Origin of the sequence: Blautia glucerasea, from assembly GCF_020537505.1 — a bacterium.
Classification (GTDB): domain Bacteria; phylum Bacillota; class Clostridia; order Lachnospirales; family Lachnospiraceae; genus Blautia_A.
This window is the reverse complement of the sequence record NZ_JAJBMO010000001.1, coordinates 300,342-320,783: the sequence shown is the minus strand read 5'-3', so window position 1 is coordinate 320,783 and position 20,442 is coordinate 300,342. Positions and strand designations below refer to the sequence as shown.

General features: G+C 45.8%; 17 protein-coding genes. All 17 read left to right on the top strand.

The features are described from left to right. Window positions 1–10 precede the first annotated feature (10 nt). The 17 genes from rlmN (at window position 11) to murA (ending at window position 20,436) form a co-directional block, all read left to right on the top strand. Entirely contained in the window at window positions 11–1,051 is a 1,041-nt protein-coding gene (rlmN, locus tag LIQ05_RS01380; RefSeq protein WP_226818031.1) for a 23S rRNA (adenine(2503)-C(2))-methyltransferase RlmN, read from the top strand. 27 nt (window positions 1,052–1,078) lie between these two features. Then, window positions 1,079–1,825 (top strand): Stp1/IreP family PP2C-type Ser/Thr phosphatase, encoded by a 747-nt coding sequence (locus LIQ05_RS01375; RefSeq protein ID WP_226818030.1) that lies wholly within the window; start codon window positions 1,079–1,081, stop codon window positions 1,823–1,825. Beyond that, window positions 1,819–4,056, top strand: a complete 2,238-nt coding sequence (gene pknB, locus LIQ05_RS01370) for a Stk1 family PASTA domain-containing Ser/Thr kinase (protein WP_226818029.1) — start codon at window positions 1,819–1,821, stop codon at window positions 4,054–4,056. The genes LIQ05_RS01375 and pknB overlap by 7 nt, the downstream gene beginning before the upstream one ends. A gap of 3 nt (window positions 4,057–4,059) precedes the next feature. After that, window positions 4,060–4,938, top strand: coding sequence for a ribosome small subunit-dependent GTPase A (gene rsgA / locus LIQ05_RS01365; RefSeq protein ID WP_226818028.1), 879 nt, complete (start codon window positions 4,060–4,062; stop codon window positions 4,936–4,938). A gap of 4 nt (window positions 4,939–4,942) precedes the next feature. Beyond that, window positions 4,943–5,614: a ribulose-phosphate 3-epimerase gene (gene rpe / locus LIQ05_RS01360; protein WP_226818027.1), complete on the top strand. Its 672-nt coding sequence runs from the start codon at window positions 4,943–4,945 to the stop codon at window positions 5,612–5,614. Between the two features lie 8 nt (window positions 5,615–5,622). Next, window positions 5,623–6,300, top strand: a complete 678-nt coding sequence (locus tag LIQ05_RS01355; RefSeq protein ID WP_226818026.1) for a thiamine diphosphokinase — start codon at window positions 5,623–5,625, stop codon at window positions 6,298–6,300. Window positions 6,301–6,471: 171 nt separating this feature from the next. Then, window positions 6,472–7,569: a redox-regulated ATPase YchF gene (gene ychF / locus LIQ05_RS01350; RefSeq protein ID WP_226818025.1), complete on the top strand. Its 1,098-nt coding sequence runs from the start codon at window positions 6,472–6,474 to the stop codon at window positions 7,567–7,569. Between the two features lie 39 nt (window positions 7,570–7,608). After that, window positions 7,609–8,958 carry a prolipoprotein diacylglyceryl transferase gene (gene lgt / locus LIQ05_RS01345; protein ID WP_226818024.1) on the top strand — a complete coding sequence of 450 codons (1,350 nt, stop codon included), beginning with the start codon at window positions 7,609–7,611 and terminating at the stop codon, window positions 8,956–8,958. A gap of 350 nt (window positions 8,959–9,308) precedes the next feature. Continuing rightward, complete coding sequence (gene mraZ, locus LIQ05_RS01340) at window positions 9,309–9,740, top strand: division/cell wall cluster transcriptional repressor MraZ (RefSeq protein ID WP_226818023.1); 432 nt, start codon at window positions 9,309–9,311, stop codon at window positions 9,738–9,740. Between the two features lie 35 nt (window positions 9,741–9,775). Then, window positions 9,776–10,711, top strand: coding sequence for a 16S rRNA (cytosine(1402)-N(4))-methyltransferase RsmH (rsmH, locus tag LIQ05_RS01335; RefSeq protein ID WP_226818022.1), 936 nt, complete (start codon window positions 9,776–9,778; stop codon window positions 10,709–10,711). Window positions 10,712–10,725: 14 nt separating this feature from the next. After that, the gene (locus tag LIQ05_RS01330) at window positions 10,726–11,277 is read left to right on the top strand and encodes a septum formation initiator family protein (protein WP_226818021.1); all 552 of its coding nucleotides are present in this window, start codon (window positions 10,726–10,728) and stop codon (window positions 11,275–11,277) included. An 80-nt stretch (window positions 11,278–11,357) separates the two neighbouring features. Then, window positions 11,358–13,550: a peptidoglycan D,D-transpeptidase FtsI family protein gene (locus LIQ05_RS01325; RefSeq protein WP_226818020.1), complete on the top strand. Its 2,193-nt coding sequence runs from the start codon at window positions 11,358–11,360 to the stop codon at window positions 13,548–13,550. 123 nt (window positions 13,551–13,673) lie between these two features. Then, window positions 13,674–15,386, top strand: coding sequence for a peptidoglycan D,D-transpeptidase FtsI family protein (locus LIQ05_RS01320; RefSeq protein WP_226818019.1), 1,713 nt, complete (start codon window positions 13,674–13,676; stop codon window positions 15,384–15,386). Window positions 15,387–15,499: 113 nt separating this feature from the next. Beyond that, on the top strand, window positions 15,500–16,456 hold the full coding sequence (mraY, locus tag LIQ05_RS01315) for a phospho-N-acetylmuramoyl-pentapeptide-transferase (protein ID WP_226818018.1): 957 nt from the start codon (window positions 15,500–15,502) through the stop codon (window positions 16,454–16,456). 46 nt (window positions 16,457–16,502) lie between these two features. Continuing rightward, window positions 16,503–17,858, top strand: coding sequence for a UDP-N-acetylmuramoyl-L-alanine--D-glutamate ligase (gene murD, locus LIQ05_RS01310; RefSeq protein WP_226818017.1), 1,356 nt, complete (start codon window positions 16,503–16,505; stop codon window positions 17,856–17,858). Between the two features lie 160 nt (window positions 17,859–18,018). Further along, window positions 18,019–19,146, top strand: coding sequence for an FtsW/RodA/SpoVE family cell cycle protein (locus LIQ05_RS01305; RefSeq protein ID WP_226818016.1), 1,128 nt, complete (start codon window positions 18,019–18,021; stop codon window positions 19,144–19,146). Window positions 19,147–19,167: 21 nt separating this feature from the next. Then, window positions 19,168–20,436 carry a UDP-N-acetylglucosamine 1-carboxyvinyltransferase gene (gene murA / locus LIQ05_RS01300; protein WP_226818059.1) on the top strand — a complete coding sequence of 423 codons (1,269 nt, stop codon included), beginning with the start codon at window positions 19,168–19,170 and terminating at the stop codon, window positions 20,434–20,436. The last annotated feature ends 6 nt before the right edge of the window (window positions 20,437–20,442 follow it).

The window sequence follows — 20,442 nt, the reverse complement described above, 5'->3', positions numbered from 1 at the left end:
GAATAAAAATATGACAGACATTAAGTCTATGAACAAAGAAGAACTGAAAAATCTCATGACCGAACTGGGAGAGAAGCCTTTTCGGGCAAAGCAGATTTACAGCTGGCTTCATGAACATCTGGTAACCTCCTATGAGGAGATGGGAAATATACCAGGCAAATTAAAGGAAAAATTAAAAGCTTATCCCATTGTAGCCCTGGAAATGGTAGACGAGCAGATTTCGGCTATTGACGGCACAAGAAAATATCTGTTCCGGCTTTCTGATGGAAATGTGATCGAGAGTGTTCTCATGCGCTATAAGCATGGAAACTCTGTGTGTATTTCTTCCCAGGTTGGCTGTAAAATGGGCTGTCGTTTCTGTGCTTCCACCATCGGCGGATGGACCAGAAACCTTCTTCCTTCCGAAATGCTGGATCAGATTTACCGCATCCAAAGCATTACCGGGGAGCGGGTATCCAATGTGGTAGTGATGGGAACTGGTGAGCCTATGGATAATTACGATAATATTGTACGGTTTGTGCATCTGCTTTCTGATGAAGGCGGTCTTAACATCAGCCAGAGGAATATCACCGTATCCACTTGCGGAATTGTTCCGAAAATTTATGAGCTTGCAAAGGAAAAGCTGCAGATCACTCTTGCCTTATCCCTGCATGCTCCAAATGATGAAAAGAGACGGGAACTTATGCCTGTTGCACAGCGCTACAGCATGAATGAGGTCCTGGACGCCTGTCGGAATTATTTTCAGGAAACCGGCAGGAGAATTACTTTTGAATACAGTCTTGTGGCTGGTGTTAATGACAGTGATGAGGACGCAAGGGAGCTTAGCAGCAGAATCCATGACATTAACTGTCATGTAAATCTGATCCCGGTAAACCCTATTAAGGAGCGTTCTTACCGGCGTTCTACGCACCTGGCTGTGGAGAATTTTAAAATAAAACTTGAAAAATGCGGAATTAATGTTACTATTAGAAGGGAAATGGGCAGTGATATAGACGGTGCCTGTGGACAATTACGAAAAAGCTATATGGAAAAAAGTTACGATCCGCAGTAACGAAAAGGACAGAAAGCGAGAAGTGACATGAGGGTATATTCAGCTACGAATATAGGAATGAAGCGGAAGATGAACCAGGATTATGTGTTCGCTTCCAGTGACTCGGTTGGAAATCTCCCCAATCTTTTTGCAGTCGCTGATGGAATGGGAGGGCACAATGCAGGTGATTATGCTTCCTCTCACGCTGTCAGGATACTAGTAGATGAAATCAGGGAGGATACGGATTATAATCCTGTAAAGGTAATCCGTCATGCCATTGAGACTGCGAACACAGAGATTATAGAACAGGCACAGAAAGACGAAAAGCTTCGTGGAATGGGAACTACCATGGTAGTAGCCACCATCGTGGGCCAGTATGCCTATGTTGCCAATGTGGGAGACAGCAGACTGTATGTGGTTGACAAACAGCTCCGGCAGGTTACCAGAGACCATTCACTGGTTCAGGAAATGGTAAGACTGGGCGAGATCACTGCTGAGGAGGCAAGAAATCATCCGGATAAGAATATTATCACCAGAGCTCTGGGAGCAGAGAAAACCATAGATGTGGATTTTTTTGATATGCGTCTGGAACCAGGAAGCACGATCCTGATGTGTTCCGATGGTCTCAGTAATATGGTGGAAGACAAAAAAATGGAAGAAATCATATTGAATTCTGATGAGGATATTACCTGGAAGGGCGATACTCTTATACAGGAAGCCAACAACAACGGCGGCAAGGATAACATTGCAATCATATTGATAGAACCATTCACGAATGAGGTGGAAACATGTTAAAGACAGGTATGATTATAGCAGAACGCTATGAAATTGTAAGTAAAATCGGTACTGGCGGAATGGCGGACGTATACAAGGCAATGGACCATAAACTGAATCGTTTTGTTGCGGTTAAGGTTCTGAAGCCGGAATTCAGAGAGGATGCTACTTTTGTAAAGAAATTCAGAAGTGAAGCCCAGGCAGCAGCAGGTCTTACTCATCCTAATATTGTAAATGTATTTGACGTAGGAGATGATGAGGGTGTCTATTATATTGTAATGGAGCTGATCGAGGGAATTACCCTAAAGGAATATATTTCCAAGAAGGGCAAGCTTTCTGTAAAAGAAGCTACCAGTATTGCCATTCAGGTATCTATGGGACTGGAGGCTGCACATAGCCACGGAATTGTACACCGTGATGTAAAGCCGCAGAACATTATTATTTCTACAGACGGAAAGGTGAAGGTAACAGACTTCGGAATTGCCAGAGCTGCATCTTCCAATACTATCAGTTCCAATGTTATGGGCTCTGTACATTACAGCTCACCGGAGCAGGTAAGAGGCGGATACAGCGACGAGAAGAGCGATATTTATTCTCTTGGTATCACCCTGTATGAGATGGTAACGGGACGTGTACCTTTTGACGGAGATACTACAGTTGCCATTGCAATTAAGCATCTTCAGGAGGAAATGGTACCGCCAAGCGTATATTCACCAGATCTTCCATATAGCCTGGAACAGATCATTATGAAATGTACCCAGAAGAGTGTGGACCGCAGATACAATAAGATGGAAGATGTGATCGCAGATCTGAAGCATTCTCTGATCGATCCACAGGGCGATTTCGTAAAGCTGACCTCAGTAGATACAGAGGCAAAGACAGTTGTGATCTCAGATGAAGAGCTTGGAGAGATTAAGCATACTCCTAAGCAGACCGTCAAACCAGATATCGAGGCTCTTGAAAAAGAGTTGAACGAGACCAATTATGATGACGATGATTATGGCTATGACGAGGATGAGAAGCCAGAACGCTCCCGCAAGAGCAGAGAACGGGAACGGGACAGAGAGCGTGAGGACAGAGAGAGACGCATTAAGAAACAGAAAAGGGGCGTCAGCGTAGCTGGAAGCATTATTGCACTGATCGTGGGCGCTGCAGTTCTTATTGCAGTAATCCTTGTAGTTGGAAAAGCAGCAGGCCTGATCGGTGGAGAAAGTAAGAACGATACCAGCAGTCAGCAGGAGCAGCCGGCAGCAGATACCACACAGAGCAGTGAGGATGACGGAATGGTCGCTGCACCAGATCTGATTGGCAAAACTGAGGCAGAGGCCCAGGAGCTTTGTGCATCCTTAAATATTGGAATGAGCTATAAAGGTGAAGAGGCTTCTACACAGGAAAAAGGTAATATTTCTGCCCAGGATCCTGTAGAGGGAACACAGATCGCTAAAAATTCTACAATCAACTATTATGTAAGTAAAGGCTCTGAGCAGATCACAATGCCAGATCTGTTTGGACAAAATGGTGCCACAGCACAGGAAACTCTGGAAAGCCAGGGCGTAACCGTTCAGATTAATAAGATCTATCCAGATGAAGACAGCAGTTCTTCTGTGGATATTGGATGTGTTCTGGATACTGAGCCAGCAGCAGGAAGCACTGTAAAGGCAGGAGATACCGTTACGCTTACCATCAGCCGTGGTATTAACTATGGCGACAGCGTCCAGGTTCCGGATGTAACTGGCCTGGAGAAAAATGAGGCAATTGCAAAGCTTGGCAAATTCATTAATATCAATGTAGAGCAGCAGATGAGTACAGAGGTTGCAGAAGGAACTGTTATTTCTCAGGATCCGATCGGATTTACAGATGATGATCCTGTATATGCAGATCCGGATCAGGATGCTGTTACCATTACCGTAAGCAGCGGCAGCCAGGATCCATCCACATCAGATACACAGAGCTCTTCCACAGATACTTCCCAGGCAGTAGCAAACGGCGAAGTATGGAAATGTACACAGAGACTGAACACACCGACCGGATATAATGGCGGTCTGATCAGGCTGGAACTGGTTCAGGAGGTGGATGGAGTTCCAACTGCAAACACTGTTGTAGACGGACAGCAGCTTACATTCCCATATCAGCTGGATATCACAGGTGCACCTGGAGTGGCTGAGGGAACCTTATATCTGTCTGAACAGCAGTCTGACGGAAGCTACCAGGAGCTTGGGCATTATCCTCTTACTTTTGAGAAGGCAGAGTAATCCATGCAGGGAAAGATCGTTAAAGGAATTGCAGGTTTTTATTATATCTATGCAGAAGACGGCAATGTTTACGAATGCAAAGCCAAGGGGATTTTCCGAAAGGACAATTTCAAGCCGCTGGTAGGAGATAATGTGGAGATTACAGTTCTGGACGAGGAGAAGAAGGAGGGCAGTGTGACTGCCATCCTTCCCCGCCGGAATTCTCTGATCCGTCCTGCTGTGGCTAATGTAGACCAGGCATTTGTGATTTTTGCGATGGAGAATCCCAAACCTAATTTCCTTCTTCTGGATCGGTTTCTGATCATGATGGAGCAGCAGGGAATTCCTGCTGTTATCTGTTTTAACAAGAAGGATCTGGGAGAGAAGGAAGAACTGGAACTGTTGTATGAAACCTATACAGGATGTGGATATCAGGTGATCCTTTCCAGTACCTATGAGGGAGAAGGGATTGATCAGATCCGTCAGGTCCTGAAGGGAAAGACAACAGTAGTTGCCGGACCTTCCGGGGTAGGAAAATCTTCCATCACCAACTGTATGCAGGGTGAGGTACAGATGGAGACCGGTGAGATCAGCAAAAAGCTGAAGCGAGGCAAGCACACTACCAGACATTCCCAGGTGATTCCAGTAGAAAAGGATACTTTTCTGGTGGACACTCCGGGATTTTCTTCTTTATATCTAACAGATATGGAAGAGGGAGAACTTCGGGATTATTTCCCGGAATTTGTGAAATATGAGCCGCAGTGCCGCTTTCAGGGATGTATGCACATCCATGAACCGGATTGTGCAGTAAAGGAAGCACTGGCAGAGGGAAAAATCAGCCAGCTGCGGTACGATGACTATCTGGCATTATATGAGGAATTAAAAGAGAAAAGGAGATACTAAAACTATGTATCAGCTATGCCCTTCCATTTTATCAGCGGATTTTAACCGCCTGGGCGAACAGATCAAAATTCTTGAAAACGAAGGAGTCAAGTGGCTCCACATTGATGTTATGGATGGTGATTTTGTGCCAAGCATTTCATTTGGAATGCCGGTAATCAAATCCATCCGTAAAGAGTCTAAGATGTTTTTTGATGTTCATCTTATGGTGACAGAGCCGGAAAGGTACATTCAGGATTTTGTAAACTGTGGTGCAGATTCTATTACCGTTCACGCAGAGGCCTGCGAAGATCTGGAGCGGACCATAGAGCGTATCAAGGATGCAGGCGTGAAGGTTGGAGTTTCCATTAAACCTGCTACTCCGGTAAATGATATCAGCCACATGCTTGAGGATGTGGATATGGTTCTTGTAATGACTGTACAGCCTGGCTTTGGCGGACAGAAATATATGGATGAGTGTACAGAGAAGATTCAGGAGCTGAAGGAACTGATCGACAAAGAGAATCTGAGTGTGGATATTGAGGTTGACGGTGGAATCAACGGAGATACCCTGGAAACGGTTATGAAGGCTGGAGCCAATATTTTTGTTGCCGGATCCTGGGTGTTTGGCGGAGATATTGCAGAAAATGTACGTCACATTCAGAAAGAGATCGAAGAAATCGGCGACAGGATCGAGTGAGAGATAGCATGATAGATACAGTAATTGTAAGCGGGGGCATGATCCAGAAAGATTTTGCCCTCGATTTTATAAAAAAAATAGAAAAAGAGAAAAAAGGAGAGAAACTGCTTTTGCTGGCGGCTGACAGAGGTCTGGATTTCTTTCGGGAAACAGGGCTTACCCCAGACATTGCAGATGGGGATTTCGACAGCTTGTCCAAGGAAGGAAAAGCCTATTTGGAGAGTCTTTCTGGTACAGAAATCGTAAAATTGAATCCGGAAAAGGATGATACGGATACCCAGTCTACCTTAGATCTTGCAATTGAAAAAGGAGCAAAGAACATCCTGATCCTTGGTGCAACAGGTGGAAGACTGGATCATTTTATTGGAAACATGGGACTTCTGCAGTATGGCAGAAAAAAAGGTGTTCATGTGATCCTGGCAGATGCGCAGAATTATATCTGCTTTGTGGAAAATGGACATATTATTCGAAAAGACACACAATTCGGAAAATATGTTTCCTTTTTTGCAGCTGGAGAAACAGTAGAAGGACTTACCCTGAAGGGATTCAAATATCCACTGGATCATTACTGTCTTACTCCGGACAACTGCGGATTCACTGTCAGCAACGAGATCCAGGAGAAACAGGCGCAGGTGCTTTATGAAAAGGGCTGCCTTCTCATGATCATGTCCAGAGATCTGAAATAGTTAATATTCGATGTACAAGATGGATACCATACTAGAGCCTGTTTGAAAAAACATTATATTGCAAAATAAGGGGCTGGAAATATATCACAATTCCACTGTTTGTGTTATAATAACAAAAAATGGCGTAAAGAAATGTCAGACGCCCCTAAAAATAAGGAGAAATAGGATAAAATGAAATTAGGAATCGTTGGATTACCAAATGTAGGAAAAAGTACACTTTTTAACTCTCTGACAAAGGCTGGCGCAGAATCTGCCAACTATCCGTTCTGCACCATTGATCCTAACGTGGGAGTTGTTACGGTACCAGATGAGAGGCTTGCGCTGCTTGGAGATTTTTATCATTCCAAGAAGGTGACACCGGCTGTTATAGAGTTCGTAGATATTGCAGGTCTTGTAAAAGGTGCTTCTAAGGGAGAAGGTCTTGGAAACCAGTTCCTTGCAAATATCCGTGAGGTCGATGCCATTGTTCACGTAGTTCGTTGCTTTGAGGATACCAATGTAATTCATGTAGACGGAAGCATTGACCCGATCCGTGATATTGAGACCATCAACCTGGAGCTGATCTTCTCTGACCTGGAGATTCTGGAGAGAAGAATTGCCAAGGTGACCAAGACAGCCCGTATGGATAAAGAAGCTGCCAAAGAGCTTGATTTTCTTCAGAAGGTCAAGAAATGGCTGGAAGATGGTAAGATGGCTATCACCATGGAACTGGAGAATGAGGATGAGGAAGCCTGGATGGGAACCTATAATCTGCTCACCCAGAAACCGGTTATCTATGCAGCAAATGTTGCAGAGGACGATCTTGCAAATGACGGTGCTGACAATGCACATGTACAGGCAGTCAGAAAATACGCTGCTGAGCAGAATAGTGAGATTTTCGTAATTTGTGCCCAGATTGAGGAAGAGATTTCCGAGCTGGACGAGGATGAGAGAAAAATGTTCCTAGAGGATCTGGGACTTAAGGAATCCGGCCTTGAGAAGCTGGTAAAGGCAAGCTATCATCTGCTTGGCCTTATGAGTTTCCTTACTTCCGGAGAGGATGAGACAAGAGCATGGACCATCAAGATCGGAACAAAGGCACCACAGGCTGCTGGTAAGATCCATTCCGATTTTGAACGTGGTTTCATTAAAGCTGAAGTGGTAAATTATCAGGATCTTCTGGACTGCGGCTCCTACGCTGGTGCAAGAGAGAAAGGTCTGGTAAGAATGGAAGGAAAGGATTACGTAGTGCAGGATGGCGATGTGATCTTATTCCGGTTTAATGTGTGATAGAGTAACGATTCAGAATGAAACAGAGGGATAGCATAGATGTCAATTCAGTTTCCAAATCTGGGGATAAACCTGGATTATGTAGGAAAATCCATTCAAATTTTTGGATTCGAAATTACATTCTTTGGCCTTATAATAGCTCTTGGAATGCTTCTGGGACTGGGATTTGTAATTCTGGAAGCGAAGCGGTGTGGCGAGAATAAAGATGAATATCTGGAGATGATGATCATTTCCCTGCTTTTCGGTGTGATTGGAGCCAGATTGCTTTATGTGGCCTGCTCCTGGAATCTTTATAAAGGCAATATCGTGCAGATTTTCAACATCAGAAATGGCGGCCTTTGCTTTTATGGCGGACTGTTCGGCGGAATGCTGGGCGCAGCCATTTACTGTGGTGTGCGCAGAAAGCCGTTTATGCAGATGGCAGATACTGCCAGTATGGGAATCATCGTAGCGCAGATAATAGGAAGGTGGGGGGATTTCTTTAACCGGGAATCCTTCGGAGAGTATACGAACAGTATATTTGCAATGCAGCTTCCCTTATCCGCTGTACGTTCCAGTGAAGTGACCTCTGCCATGAGGGAAAATCTGGAAACCATAGGAGGTACATCTTATATTCAGGTACATCCCACATTTTTTTACGAAAGCGCATGGTGTCTGCTTTTATTTCTGCTGATGCTGGTGTGGAAACGGAAAAAGTGTTTTCAGGGACAGGTGTTTCTCAGATATCTGGCAGGATATGGGCTGGGACGGTTTGTAATTGAGTATCTTCGGACTGACAAGCTTCTGATTCCAGGTACTTCCATTGGAATTTCCCAGCTGATTTCAGCAGCACTGTTTTTGATCTGTGCGCTGGTTGCTGCAGTGGAAGGGACTATGGCGAAAAAGCGGGCTGCAAGACGCAGACGCAGGAGAGAACAGGACTATGAAGCACAGGAAAGAGCTGCCAGAGAGGCGGAAGCAGAAGAATACAGGGACCGGCTCAGGCTGGAGAGGGCTTTTGCAGATGAAAAAGCCGGTGAAGTGCCAGAAACGTATTCAGGAAATACAGCGGTTTATGAAAGTGCTCCGGAAGAAGAAAGGGAAAATACTTCCCCTGTGGAGGAAGACGCTTCTGCTGAAATATATCAGGATGAAGAAGTCCCTGAAGAAGCTACAGAGGATGAAGGCCCGGATGGGAACGCTTCGGAAGAGAATAGTCCAGAAGAAATTTCGGAGGACGAAGCTTTACCGGAATCTGAAGAGCCAGCACAGTCAGTGGAAGACACTGTCTCTGCTTCTGAGAAAGACACTGCTGTTGCAAAGAATCCATCATTTTCAGAAGATGATGAATGGCTGTATAGCAAGCCGCGGCGATTTGCAAAAAAACCTGCCAATCAGCAGGAAGATTGATCATGTAATAGCCAGATATGTGAATCTGGGTTAAAAAAGCGTCACTTTGGTGGGGATGAGCCCACTAAAGTGACGTTTTTTGCAAATGCATGATTTCAAAAATGTGGAAAAAGCTGTCGCAGAAATCCTTTTTTGTGGAAAGCGTAAGGAGTTTGTAACAGAATTATGTAATTTAATTCATAATTTCCCACTTGTAATTTGTGCACAAATGGGTTAGAATGATTGCATAAGTGGTAGGAAGTGGAGAAAAGTGGTGACAAATGGGGACGAAGTGGCAGAACTTCCATTTGTTTCCAGTCATGAGATACGAGGGGGAGACTCGTATTTCACGAGAGTAGGTGAGTTTTTTTATGTTCATGGGCGAGTACAATCATACAATCGACGCGAAGGGGCGTTTGATTATCCCGGCTAAATTCAGGGAACCCTTAGGCGAGGAATTTGTTCTGACCAGAGGGCTTGATGGTTGTCTCTACATTTATCCGATGGATGAATGGGAAGCCTTTGAAGAGAAGCTCAGAGCATTACCACTTACAAATAAAGACGCGAGAGCCTTTTCGCGATTCTTTGTAGCAGGCGCCACCACATGTGAACTGGACAAGCAGGGGAGAATTCTCGTACCACAGACGTTGCGCGAATTTGCTGGTCTGGAGAAGGATGTGATTCTGGCTGGAAGCTTAAGCCGGGTGGAAGTCTGGAGCAAGGAGAAATGGAGCGAAAACTGCGATTATGACGATATGAACAGCATTGCTGCCGGCATGGAGAACATGGGAATCGTCATTTGAGCATAGAATAAGCGAATATCCAACAGGAGACGGAAATGGAATTTAAACACAAATCTGTATTACTGGATGAAACCGTTGGCGGACTTAATGTGAAGCCAGATGGTATCTACGTGGATGGCACTTTGGGCGGCGCAGGACATGCCATAGAGGTATGCAGGAAACTTTCTGCCAAGGGGAGATTTATTGGTATAGATCAAGACCAGGATGCGATAATTGCTGCGAGTGAACGGCTTGCCGCCTTTGATCAGGTGACAATCATTCGCAGCAATTATTGTTACATGGTACAGGAACTTGCTGCAAGGGGGATTCACAAGGTTGACGGCATTGTTCTGGATCTGGGAGTATCCTCATATCAGCTGGACAATGAAGAACGTGGATTTACCTACCGGGTAGATGCACCTCTTGACATGCGCATGGATCAGAGACAGACGCAGACAGCCAGTGACATTGTTAACGGTTATGAAGAAAGAGAATTGTATCGTATTATCCGCGATTACGGAGAAGATAAATTTGCGAAAAATATCGCGAAACATATAGTAGCAGCAAGGCAGCAGGCCCCCATTATGACAACTGGCCAGCTTACCCAGATTATCCGGGAATCCATTCCTATGAAAATACAGGCGGCGGGAGGGCATCCTGCCAAGCGTACTTTCCAGGCAATCCGGATCGAACTGAATAAGGAACTGGATGTGCTTCGAGATTCCTTAGATGGAATGATCGGTCTTCTGGATGATGGCGGAAGGCTTTGCATTATCACGTTCCATTCATTGGAAGACAGAATTGTTAAGACAATTTTCCGAAAGAATGAGAACCCGTGTACCTGTCCTCCGGATTTCCCGGTCTGTGTGTGCGGGAAGAAATCCAAGGGGAGAGTCATCACAAGGAAACCAATTCTTCCAAGTGATGAAGAAATGGAAGAGAATCCGCGTTCTAAGAGCGCTAAACTTCGAATTTTTGAAAGAAGACTTTAAAAGAAGGGTAAAAAATGGCGGAGACAGGCAGGCGTACTACGTCGGGAAGACGTTCACAGAATACGTATGTTGACGGAAACACTGTCCGGAAGGTACAGGAAGTTCCCCAGAAAAGGGAATACCGTCAGCCGGAGCATTCAGCTCGCAGGAAAAAAGCACAACCAGAAATTACACCAGAGCAGCAGGCGGCGCGCCAGAACAAGGTTCTCAGCCGGGAGGCACGCAGAAATCGTGCCAAGGCCAGCAATATGAACCGCAATTTTGCCATATTCCTGGGAGTGCTGGGGGTTGTGATCGTATTTTGCAGCATTAATTATTTAAGGCTTAAGACAGAATGTACAAGTAAAAGAAGTCAGCTGGCAACTCTGGAATCACAGCTGGCGGAATTAAAAGAAGACAATGATGCATATGAAAGTCAGGTGACTTCCAATGTGGATCTTGAGAGAATCAGAAAAATTGCCATCGGACGTCTGGGAATGAAATATCCAAGCAACCAGCAGACGGAAACCTATACTACAGAAGGCGGCAGCTATGTAAGACAGTATCAGGACGTAACCGGAAAGTAAAGGTACAGAAGGCAGGTGTTTGATTGAGTACTTCAGAGAGAAAAAAGAAAAGAAAACCCATAAAGAAAATAAATCACATTATGAAAAACAAGCTGTCAATACTCTTTGTTGGAGTATTGGGAGCTTTAGTCGTTTTATTGGCAGTTGTAACCTATTACAATCTGCATAGCGGTGAGAAATATAAAAAGCAGGTGCTGAGCCAGGCACAGCAGAAATATGAAAACCGCACAATGCCAGCAAAAAGAGGCACTATTTATGACCGGAATGGCAACATTCTGGCAACCAGCAACAAGGTGTATAATGTTGTACTGGACTGCAAAGCCGTTAATGAAAATTCGGATTATATCAATCCTACGGTAAAAGCCCTTGTGGAAATGTTTGGTCTGGATGAAGGTGATATCCGTACCAGACTTACTGCTGATGAGACGAAAGAGAGCCAGTACCAGGTTGTCATGAAGCAGGTTTCCATGGATGATAAAAAGGCATTCGAGGATTACTGCAGTGTGCCGGAAGACACCACCATGACACCGGCGGAAATCCAGGAAAAGAACAACATCAAAGGCGTATGGTTTGAAGAGGATTATTTAAGAGTCTATCCATACAATGAGCTTGCCTGTGATACCATTGGATTTACTTTTAGCAGAGATACTGCTGACTACGGAATTGAAGGCTATTACAACAGCAGCCTGACAGGAACAGATGGCCGCCAGTATGGCTACTTTAATGATGATGCAAATGTGGAGCAGACCATTATTGAAGCTACAGATGGAAAAAGCCTGGAGCTCAGTCTGGATCTGGGAATCCAGCAGATTGTAGAAAAGTGGGTAAATGCTTTTCAGGAATCGACTGGATCCAAGAATATGGGAGTCATTGTAGAGAATCCTTCAACTGGTGAGATCCTTGCCATGGATGGCGGTGACCGGTATGATCTGAATGCTCCAAGAGACATGTCTTCTCTTTATTCAGAGGACGAAATTGCAGCCATGAATGACACAGAGACCATGGATGCGTTAAGTGCAATGTGGAATAACTTCTGTGTAACAGATATTTACGAACCGGGTTCTGTTGTAAAGCCCATTGTTATGGCAGCTGCACTGGAGCAGGGAAAAATTTCCACCAGTGATACCTTTTATTGCGATGGGTTCCAGAACTTCGGTGTACAGGGAAATATGACCACCATCAAGTGTGCAAATGTCTACGGACATGGAATGGAAACCCTGGCTGAAGTAATCGCAAATTCCTGCAACGATGCTATGATGCAGATCGGTGCAAAGATGGGGGCAGAGAACTTCCTGAAGGCACAGAGCACTTTCAACTTTGGAAGCCGTACAGGAATCGATCTTCCCAATGAAGGCTACGGTATCATGCATACCATTGATACCATGAAGGAAACAGAGCTTGCATGCTCCGCATTCGGACAGGGCTTCAGCTGTACCATGATCCAGGAGATCAATGCAATGTGTTCGGTTATCAATGGTGGTTATTATTACCAGCCTCATCTTGTGACAAAGATTAAAGATGCCAGCGGTGCCACCATAAAGACCATTAATCCGCTGCTTCAGAAACAGACTATTTCCTCCAGCATCTCAGCTGATATCAGAAGCTATATGCAGGCCAGTGTGGAGCAGGGTACCAGTATGACTTCCAAAGTCCAGGGCTACAGCTCAGGCGGTAAAACAGGAACTGCTGAGAAATTCCCCCGTGGAAATGGAAAGTACGTAGTTTCCTTTATTGGTTTTGCCCCTGTTGACGATCCGCAGGTTTTAATCTATGTAGTAATTGATGAGCCAAATGTAGAAGATCAGGCCAGCAGTGTGTATCCGCAGTATGTGGCACAGGCCATTCTTTCTGAGCTTCTTCCGTATATGAACATCCAGCCAGATGAATCTACTGACGGAACCATTCCGGAGACAGAGCTTTGGGAGAATTTCAGCGGTCATGTAAATTCCATTTCTGACAGCCAGATCGATGAGAATGGAAATCTGGTAGACAGCGAAGGTAACCGAATCGATTGGGATGGTAACCGTATTGATGAGAATGGATATCTTCTGAACAGCGACGGAAGCTATCAGGTGGATTCCGATGGGAATTATATTAAATCCACTAATCTGGATGGGCTCGATAATACCTACAGCGGTTCTGCCGGAGAGATTTTGCCGGAAGCTGTTTCAGACACAAATGTACCGGGACCTCCAGAAGACACTACAGATCCCATTGAAGACAACAACATGGAAAGCGAGGGCCTCACCAACGAAGAGGCCGGATTAGATTAAAAATTTGCCGCAGCGAAAACGGACAGCCGGAAAACAGACCTTCTGGTTCCACATGATATAACACATATCCCCTGCTGAAATGTTCATATATTAGTTATGATAATTTCAGTAGGGGGTTTTTTTATGAAAAAAACAATGACCTTTCACAGGAAAAAGATCTGGATCGTGTTTCTTCTTTGTGCCCTGATGCTTCTGGGACTTGTGGGAAGGCTGGTCTTTCTTATGGGCTTCAAGTCTGATTACTATTATAAGAAAGCCCAGGATCTTCATGAAAGAGAACGGGTTATCAAAGCGGCAAGAGGACAGATCCTGGATGTGAAAGGCCGGGTTCTGGCTGACAACAAAACCGTGTGCACAATATCTGTCATACATAGTCAGATAAAGGATCCGGAAAAGGTGATCCAGATCTTATCAAAAGAACTGGATATGGACAGTGCAGCTGTCCGAAAAAGAGTTGAAAAATTATCTTCAATTGAAAAAATTAAGACAAATGTGGAAAAATCAGTGGGAGACGTAATACGTGGATATGAGCTGGATGGGGTGAAAGTGGATGAGGATTACAAAAGATATTACCCCTATAGCTCACTGGCATCCAAGGTCCTCGGATTTACAGGAGGGGATAATCAGGGAATTATTGGTCTTGAGGTAAAGTATGAAGAAATTTTAAAAGGACAGGCAGGCAAAATTCTTACCACCACAGATGCGAGAGGCGTGGAAATCGACCAGATAGGGGAGAGCCGGGAAGATCCTGTCCCCGGAGAAAATCTGAAAATAAGCCTGGATGTGGATTTGCAGCAATATGCCCAGCAGGCCGCTTTGAAAGTAATGGAGGAAAAACAGGCGGATCGTGTTTCTATTTTGCTTATGAATCCTCAGAACGGGGAAATCTATGTGTGCGTCAATGTGCCGGAATTTGATCTGAATGATCCATTCACTTTGAATACGGATACAGACACTTCCAAAATGACAGAAAAGGAAAAGCAGGATCTTTTGAATCAGATGTGGCGAAATCCCTGTCTCAATGATACTTACGAACCAGGTTCCACCTTTAAGATCATTACCATGTCTGCTGGACTGGAGGCTGGGGTGGTGACTGTAAATGACCGTTTTTACTGTCCAGGCTACAAGCTGGTGGACGACAGGCGGATCCACTGTGCAAGGCGTACCGGGCATGGCTCCCAGAGCTTTGTGGAAGGTGCCCAGAATTCCTGCAACCCCGTCTTTATTGAAGTAGGGCTCCGCCTTGGAGTGGAAAATTATTATCACTATTTCCAGCAGTTCGGGCTTTTGAAAAAGACAGGAGTGGATCTGCCAGGAGAAGCTGGGACCATTATGCACAAAATGGAAAATATGGGAAACGTGGAGCTTGCAACTGTGGCGTTTGGACAGTCCTTTCAGATCACACCCATTCAGCTGGCAACAACAGTCAGCTCCCTGATCAACGGGGGCAGAAGGATCACACCCCATTTTGGCGTTTCTGTGCTCAGTGCAGATGGAACCAGCGGAAGAAGGCTGGAATATCCGGTGGAAGAGGGAATCATTTCGGAGAAAACATCGGAAACGGTCAGGGGAATCCTGGAAAAGGTTGTATCTGAGGGCTCAGGCAGAAATGCCCGGATCGAGGGCTATACCGTAGGCGGAAAGACCGCCACTTCCCAGACACTGCCCAGAAGTGCCAACCGGTACATTTCTTCGTTTCTTGGGTTCATGCCCGCAGAAAATCCGCAGATCCTGGGACTTTGCATTATCCATGATCCAAAGGGCGTGTATTACGGGGGAACCATTGCGGCACCGGTGATAAAAAATATTTTTGAGGCAGTGATCAGCATGAAATAATATCTTTTGGAAAACCAACCTTTGGGTTGATAAATAAAGGGAAAAGCTTTATACTATAAGATGCTTCAAAAATTTAAGAACGAAAAAAACGAAAGAGTTAAAGAGGTGTGAGGATGGAATTTCATATTGTGATCCCGGTGCTGATCTCCTTCGCGATCAGTACAGTATTAGGACCTGTTATTATTCCTTTTTTGCGTAAGCTGAAAATGGGACAGACAGAGAGAACAGAAGGCGTACAGTCCCATCTGAAAAAGGCAGGAACTCCCACAATGGGCGGCGTGATCTTTCTGATCTCCACGGTTATTACGTCCCTGTTTTATGTGAAGGATTATCCAAAGATCATTCCAGTATTGTTCCTGACTCTGGGATTCGGACTGATCGGTTTTCTGGATGATTATCTGAAGGTAGTGCTTAGAAGATCAGACGGACTTCTTCCGTGGCAGAAATTTCTGCTTCAGGTGGTTGTAACCGGTATTTTTACCTTCTACCTGCTGAAATATACAGATGTGTCCCTGACTATGCGCATACCATTCTGGGGAGGACATTATCTGAATCTGGGCTGGCTCGCCATTCCGGTGCTGTTTTTCGCTGTGATCGGAACGGTTAACGGTGTGAACTTCACAGATGGCGTAGATGGTCTTGCAACCAGCGTTACTTTGATCGTAGCCGTATTTTTCACTGTGGTATCCATTGGAACCCAGTCTGGAATTGAGCCGGTTACCTGCGCGGTTATCGGCGGACTGATGGGATTTTTGCTTTACAATGTATATCCGGCTAGTGTATTTATGGGAGACACCGGGTCCCTGGCACTTGGCGGGTTTGTGGCTGGTGTGGCTTATATGCTGCAGATGCCGCTGTTTATCCTGATCGTTGGACTGGTCTACCTGGTTGAAGTACTGTCTGTTATGATCCAGGTAACCTATTTTAAAGCCACACATGGCAAGCGTATTTTTAAAATGGCTCCTATCCATCATCATTTTGAGCTTTGCGGATGGTCAGAAGCCAGAGTGGTTGCAGTGTTTACCATTGTAACTGCAATTATGTGCCTGATCGGACTTTTGGCTCTGTAAGCCCTTGGGATTACCTGATTGTAAGGCATTAAGGAGGAAATGAATCATGGAATTAAAAGGAAAAAAAGTACTGGTTTTCGGAGCTGGAAAAAGCGGGATCGGTGCAGCTGACCTTCTGAACGCAGTTGGTGCCTGCCCCATTCTCTACGACGGAAAAGCAGATCTGGATAAAGAGAGCGTATTACATAAAACAAGCGGCAATTATGAACTTCCCGTTTATGCAGGAGAGCTGCCGAAGAAAGTTCTGGGAAGCCTGGATCTTGTAGTATTAAGTCCTGGGGTCCCAACAGACCTTCCCATTGTGAAGGGCTTTTATGATCAGGGACTTCCGGTATGGGGGGAGGTTGAGCTCGCTTACCAGACCGGAAAGGGTGAAGTTCTTGCAATTACCGGAACAAACGGAAAAACTACCACAACAGCTCTTCTTGGCAAGATCATGTCCGATGCCCGCCCGTCTGTATTTGTGGTTGGAAATATTGGAACCCCTTACACCTCCAAAGCACTGGAGATGAAGGAAGAGACCATTACCGTTGCTGAGATCAGCAGCTTCCAGCTTGAGACGATCTGGAAGTTTGCTCCGAAGGTAAGTGCGATCTTAAATATCACCGAGGATCATTTGAACCGCCATCACACAATGGCAGAATACATCCGTGTGAAAGAACTGATCACCAGCAACCAGGGACCGGAAGATGTATGTGTCCTGAATTATGAGGATGAGGTTCTTCGTGAGTTTGGCAGGAACCTGGTACCGAAGGCTGTATATTTTTCCAGTGCAAGAGAACTGGAACAGGGTATTTTCCTGAGAGGGGACCAGATCATCCTCCGCACTGCGGAAGAAGAGATTCCGGTTGTGAAGACTGGGGAGCTGAAGCTTCTTGGTACCCATAACTTTGAGAATGTAATGGCAGCAGTGGCCATGGCTTATTATGCAGGCGTGGAGATGGAGAGCATCCGTAAGAGTATCTGTGAATTTACAGCTGTTGAGCACAGGATTGAGTATGTAACGGAGAAGAATGGTGTGGCTTACTATAACGATTCCAAGGGAACTAACCCGGATGCAGCCATCAAGGGAATCCAGGCTATGAACCGTCCTACACTTCTGATCGGCGGCGGATATGACAAGGAATCCAGCTATGATGAGTGGATCCAGGCATTTGACGGAAAGGTAAGATATCTGGTACTGATCGGCCAGACCAGGGAGAAAATCAAGGCAGCAGCTGAGAAGAATGGCTTCCATGATATCATCCTCTGCGAAGATCTGAAAGAGGCTGTTCAGGTATGTGCCAAGAAGGCGAATGCCGGAGATGCAGTCCTTTTATCTCCTGCATGTGCAAGCTGGGGACAGTTTGACAATTATGAGCAGAGAGGCGAGATGTTCAAGGAGTATGTGAGGGCACTGTAAATCCAGTGCATTATTACAGCTGGCAGGTTGTGTGGCAGAAAGCCTTTTTCAGACACGTTCTAGAACAGGAGTGCCGGCTGGCGCGGCAGATTTAACGCATAGAATGCTAAGGTGCGGCATATGTTTGAACTAAGGCATGGGACGGCAGGAGCAGATCTCTATGATCCGGGAACGAAATAAGAAAACGAAAACAGACACGGTCTTATTGATCCTGGTGCTGCTTCTGGCAGTATTCGGACTGTTCATGCTGTTTTCCATCAGTGAATATAATGGCAGAGTACGCTTCGGCGACTCTGCCTATTATTTTAAAAAGCAGTTTTTTGCAACCACCCTGGGGTTCCTGGCTATGTATATAGTGGCAGAGTCAGACTATCGTTTCTTTGTCCGGCTGGCTCCGGCGGCTTACCTTTTATCTATGGGACTTTCCACCGCTGTCCTGCTGGTTGGACAGGAAATCAATGGTTCCAAAAGATGGCTGAATTTTGGCCCTTTGTCCTTTCAGCCTTCGGAATTTGCGAAAGTGGCAGTGATCCTGTTTCTCACCTGGCAGATTACCAGAAGCAAAAAGACCACAGTCGGCTTCTGGTTTATGTGCAGGACTATGATGACGCTGCTTCCGATCGTTGGTCTGGTAGGCTCCAATAACTTGAGTACGGCGATCATAATCCTTGGAATCGGTGTTATCCTGATTTTTGTATCCGATCCAGGATATGCCAGGTTTATTGGAATGGGCGTGGCTGGAGTAGCTGTGATCGCTGTATTTCTGGCTGCGGAGAGCTACCGCCTGGAGCGTCTTGCCATTTGGCGGAATCCGGAAAAATATGAAAAGGGGTTTCAGACCATTCAGGGACTTTACGCCATTGGCAGCGGCGGGCTCTTTGGAAGAGGCTTTGGGAGCAGTCTGCAGAAGCTGGGATTTGTGCCAGAAGCCCAGAACGACATGATCTTTTCTATTATTTGTGAGGAACTGGGGCTGACGGGAGCTTTTTTTCTCATAGTCATATTCGGACTTCTTATGTGGCGGCTGATGGTGATTGCCCTCCACTGTAAAGATCAGCAGGGTACCTTGATCTGCTGCGGGATTATGAGCCATATGGCCATACAGGTGATCCTGAATATTGCAGTTGTGACCAACACCATTCCTAATACAGGGATTACTCTTCCTTTTATCAGCTATGGAGGAACGTCGGTGGTATTTCTTCTGGGAGAAATGGGGCTGGCACTAAGCGTCAGTCGGAAAATGACAGGCAGCATTTTATCACCAGATGAAAAAAGACGCATACAATAGAAGGTAAGAGGCCCTTTGGGAGTGAATGGCTTGGATGACCGGATTTACATTGAGGGAGGACACCAGTTGAAAGGGAGTATTCGGATACAGGGTTCCAAAAATGCGGCGCTGCCTATGATGGCGGCCTCTCTTTTGCACCGGGGAGTCAGTGTGCTGAAAGGCTGTCCGCGGATCGCGGATGTTTTTTGCATGGAAGAAATTCTGCAGAATCTGGGTGCTGTGACCTGGTGGGAAAACCATGATCTTTATATGGATTGTGAAAATGCAGATAAATGGTCGGTGCCTTTTTTATTTACCGGGAAAATGCGGTCCTCTGTGATCCTTCTTGGTGCGCTTTTGGCAAGAAATGGAAAAGGAAGCCTGGGGTATCCCGGCGGGTGTGTGATCGGAAAAAGGCCCATTGATCTGCATCTTCTTGTGCTCCGGAAGCTGGGCGCTGTGATCACGGAAGAAGCCGGGCTTCTGATGGCAGAATGCCCCCGATTGCAGGGGACGGTTGTGTCTTTTCCGAAGAGAAGTGTAGGGGCAACCCAGCAGGGAATTTTGGGAGCGGTACTGGCAGAGGGGAAAACCGTGCTGGAAAATTGTGCCCGGGAGCCGGAAATCCAGTGGCTTTGCCGTTATCTACGTGCTATGGGAGCGAAAATCGAGGGGGATGGTACGGACCGGATCTGTATTTATGGTGTAGAGCATTTAAAGGCAGGTTCTATGCAGGTTCCTCCGGACAGGATCGTGGCAGGCACTTACATTTGCGCCGCTGCCATAACCAGAAGCCAGATCACCCTGGAAAATTCACCGGAAGGGGAACTGGAGGCCTTTCTTGAAGTATATCGGAAAATGGGTGGACAATATAAAGGTAACAGTGGTAAACTATTAGTCAATGGAGAACATGTTCAAAAGCCGGTGGAACTGTTGGAAACAGCAGTTTATCCAGGATTTCCCACAGATCTTCAGTCCCCGGTGATGGCAGTGCTTGCCACAGTAAAGGGAAGAAGCTGTATCCGGGAGAACGTTTTTGAAGACCGCTATAAGGCAGCACAGCAGCTGGTGAAGATGGGTGCCGATATCCGGGTACAGGGAAAGGAAGCCGTGATCCATGGGGGAAAGGAACTTCATGGAGCTATTGTAACGGCCTGGGAATTAAGAGGCGGTGCCGCGCTGATCCTTGGAGCACTGTGTGTAAAAGGAGTTACGGTACTGGATGGCTATTCCTATGTGCAGCGTGGCTATGAGCATATCTGCCAGGATCTGAATACGCTGGGAGCAGCAGTAAAAAGGATGCAGGAATAACAATAT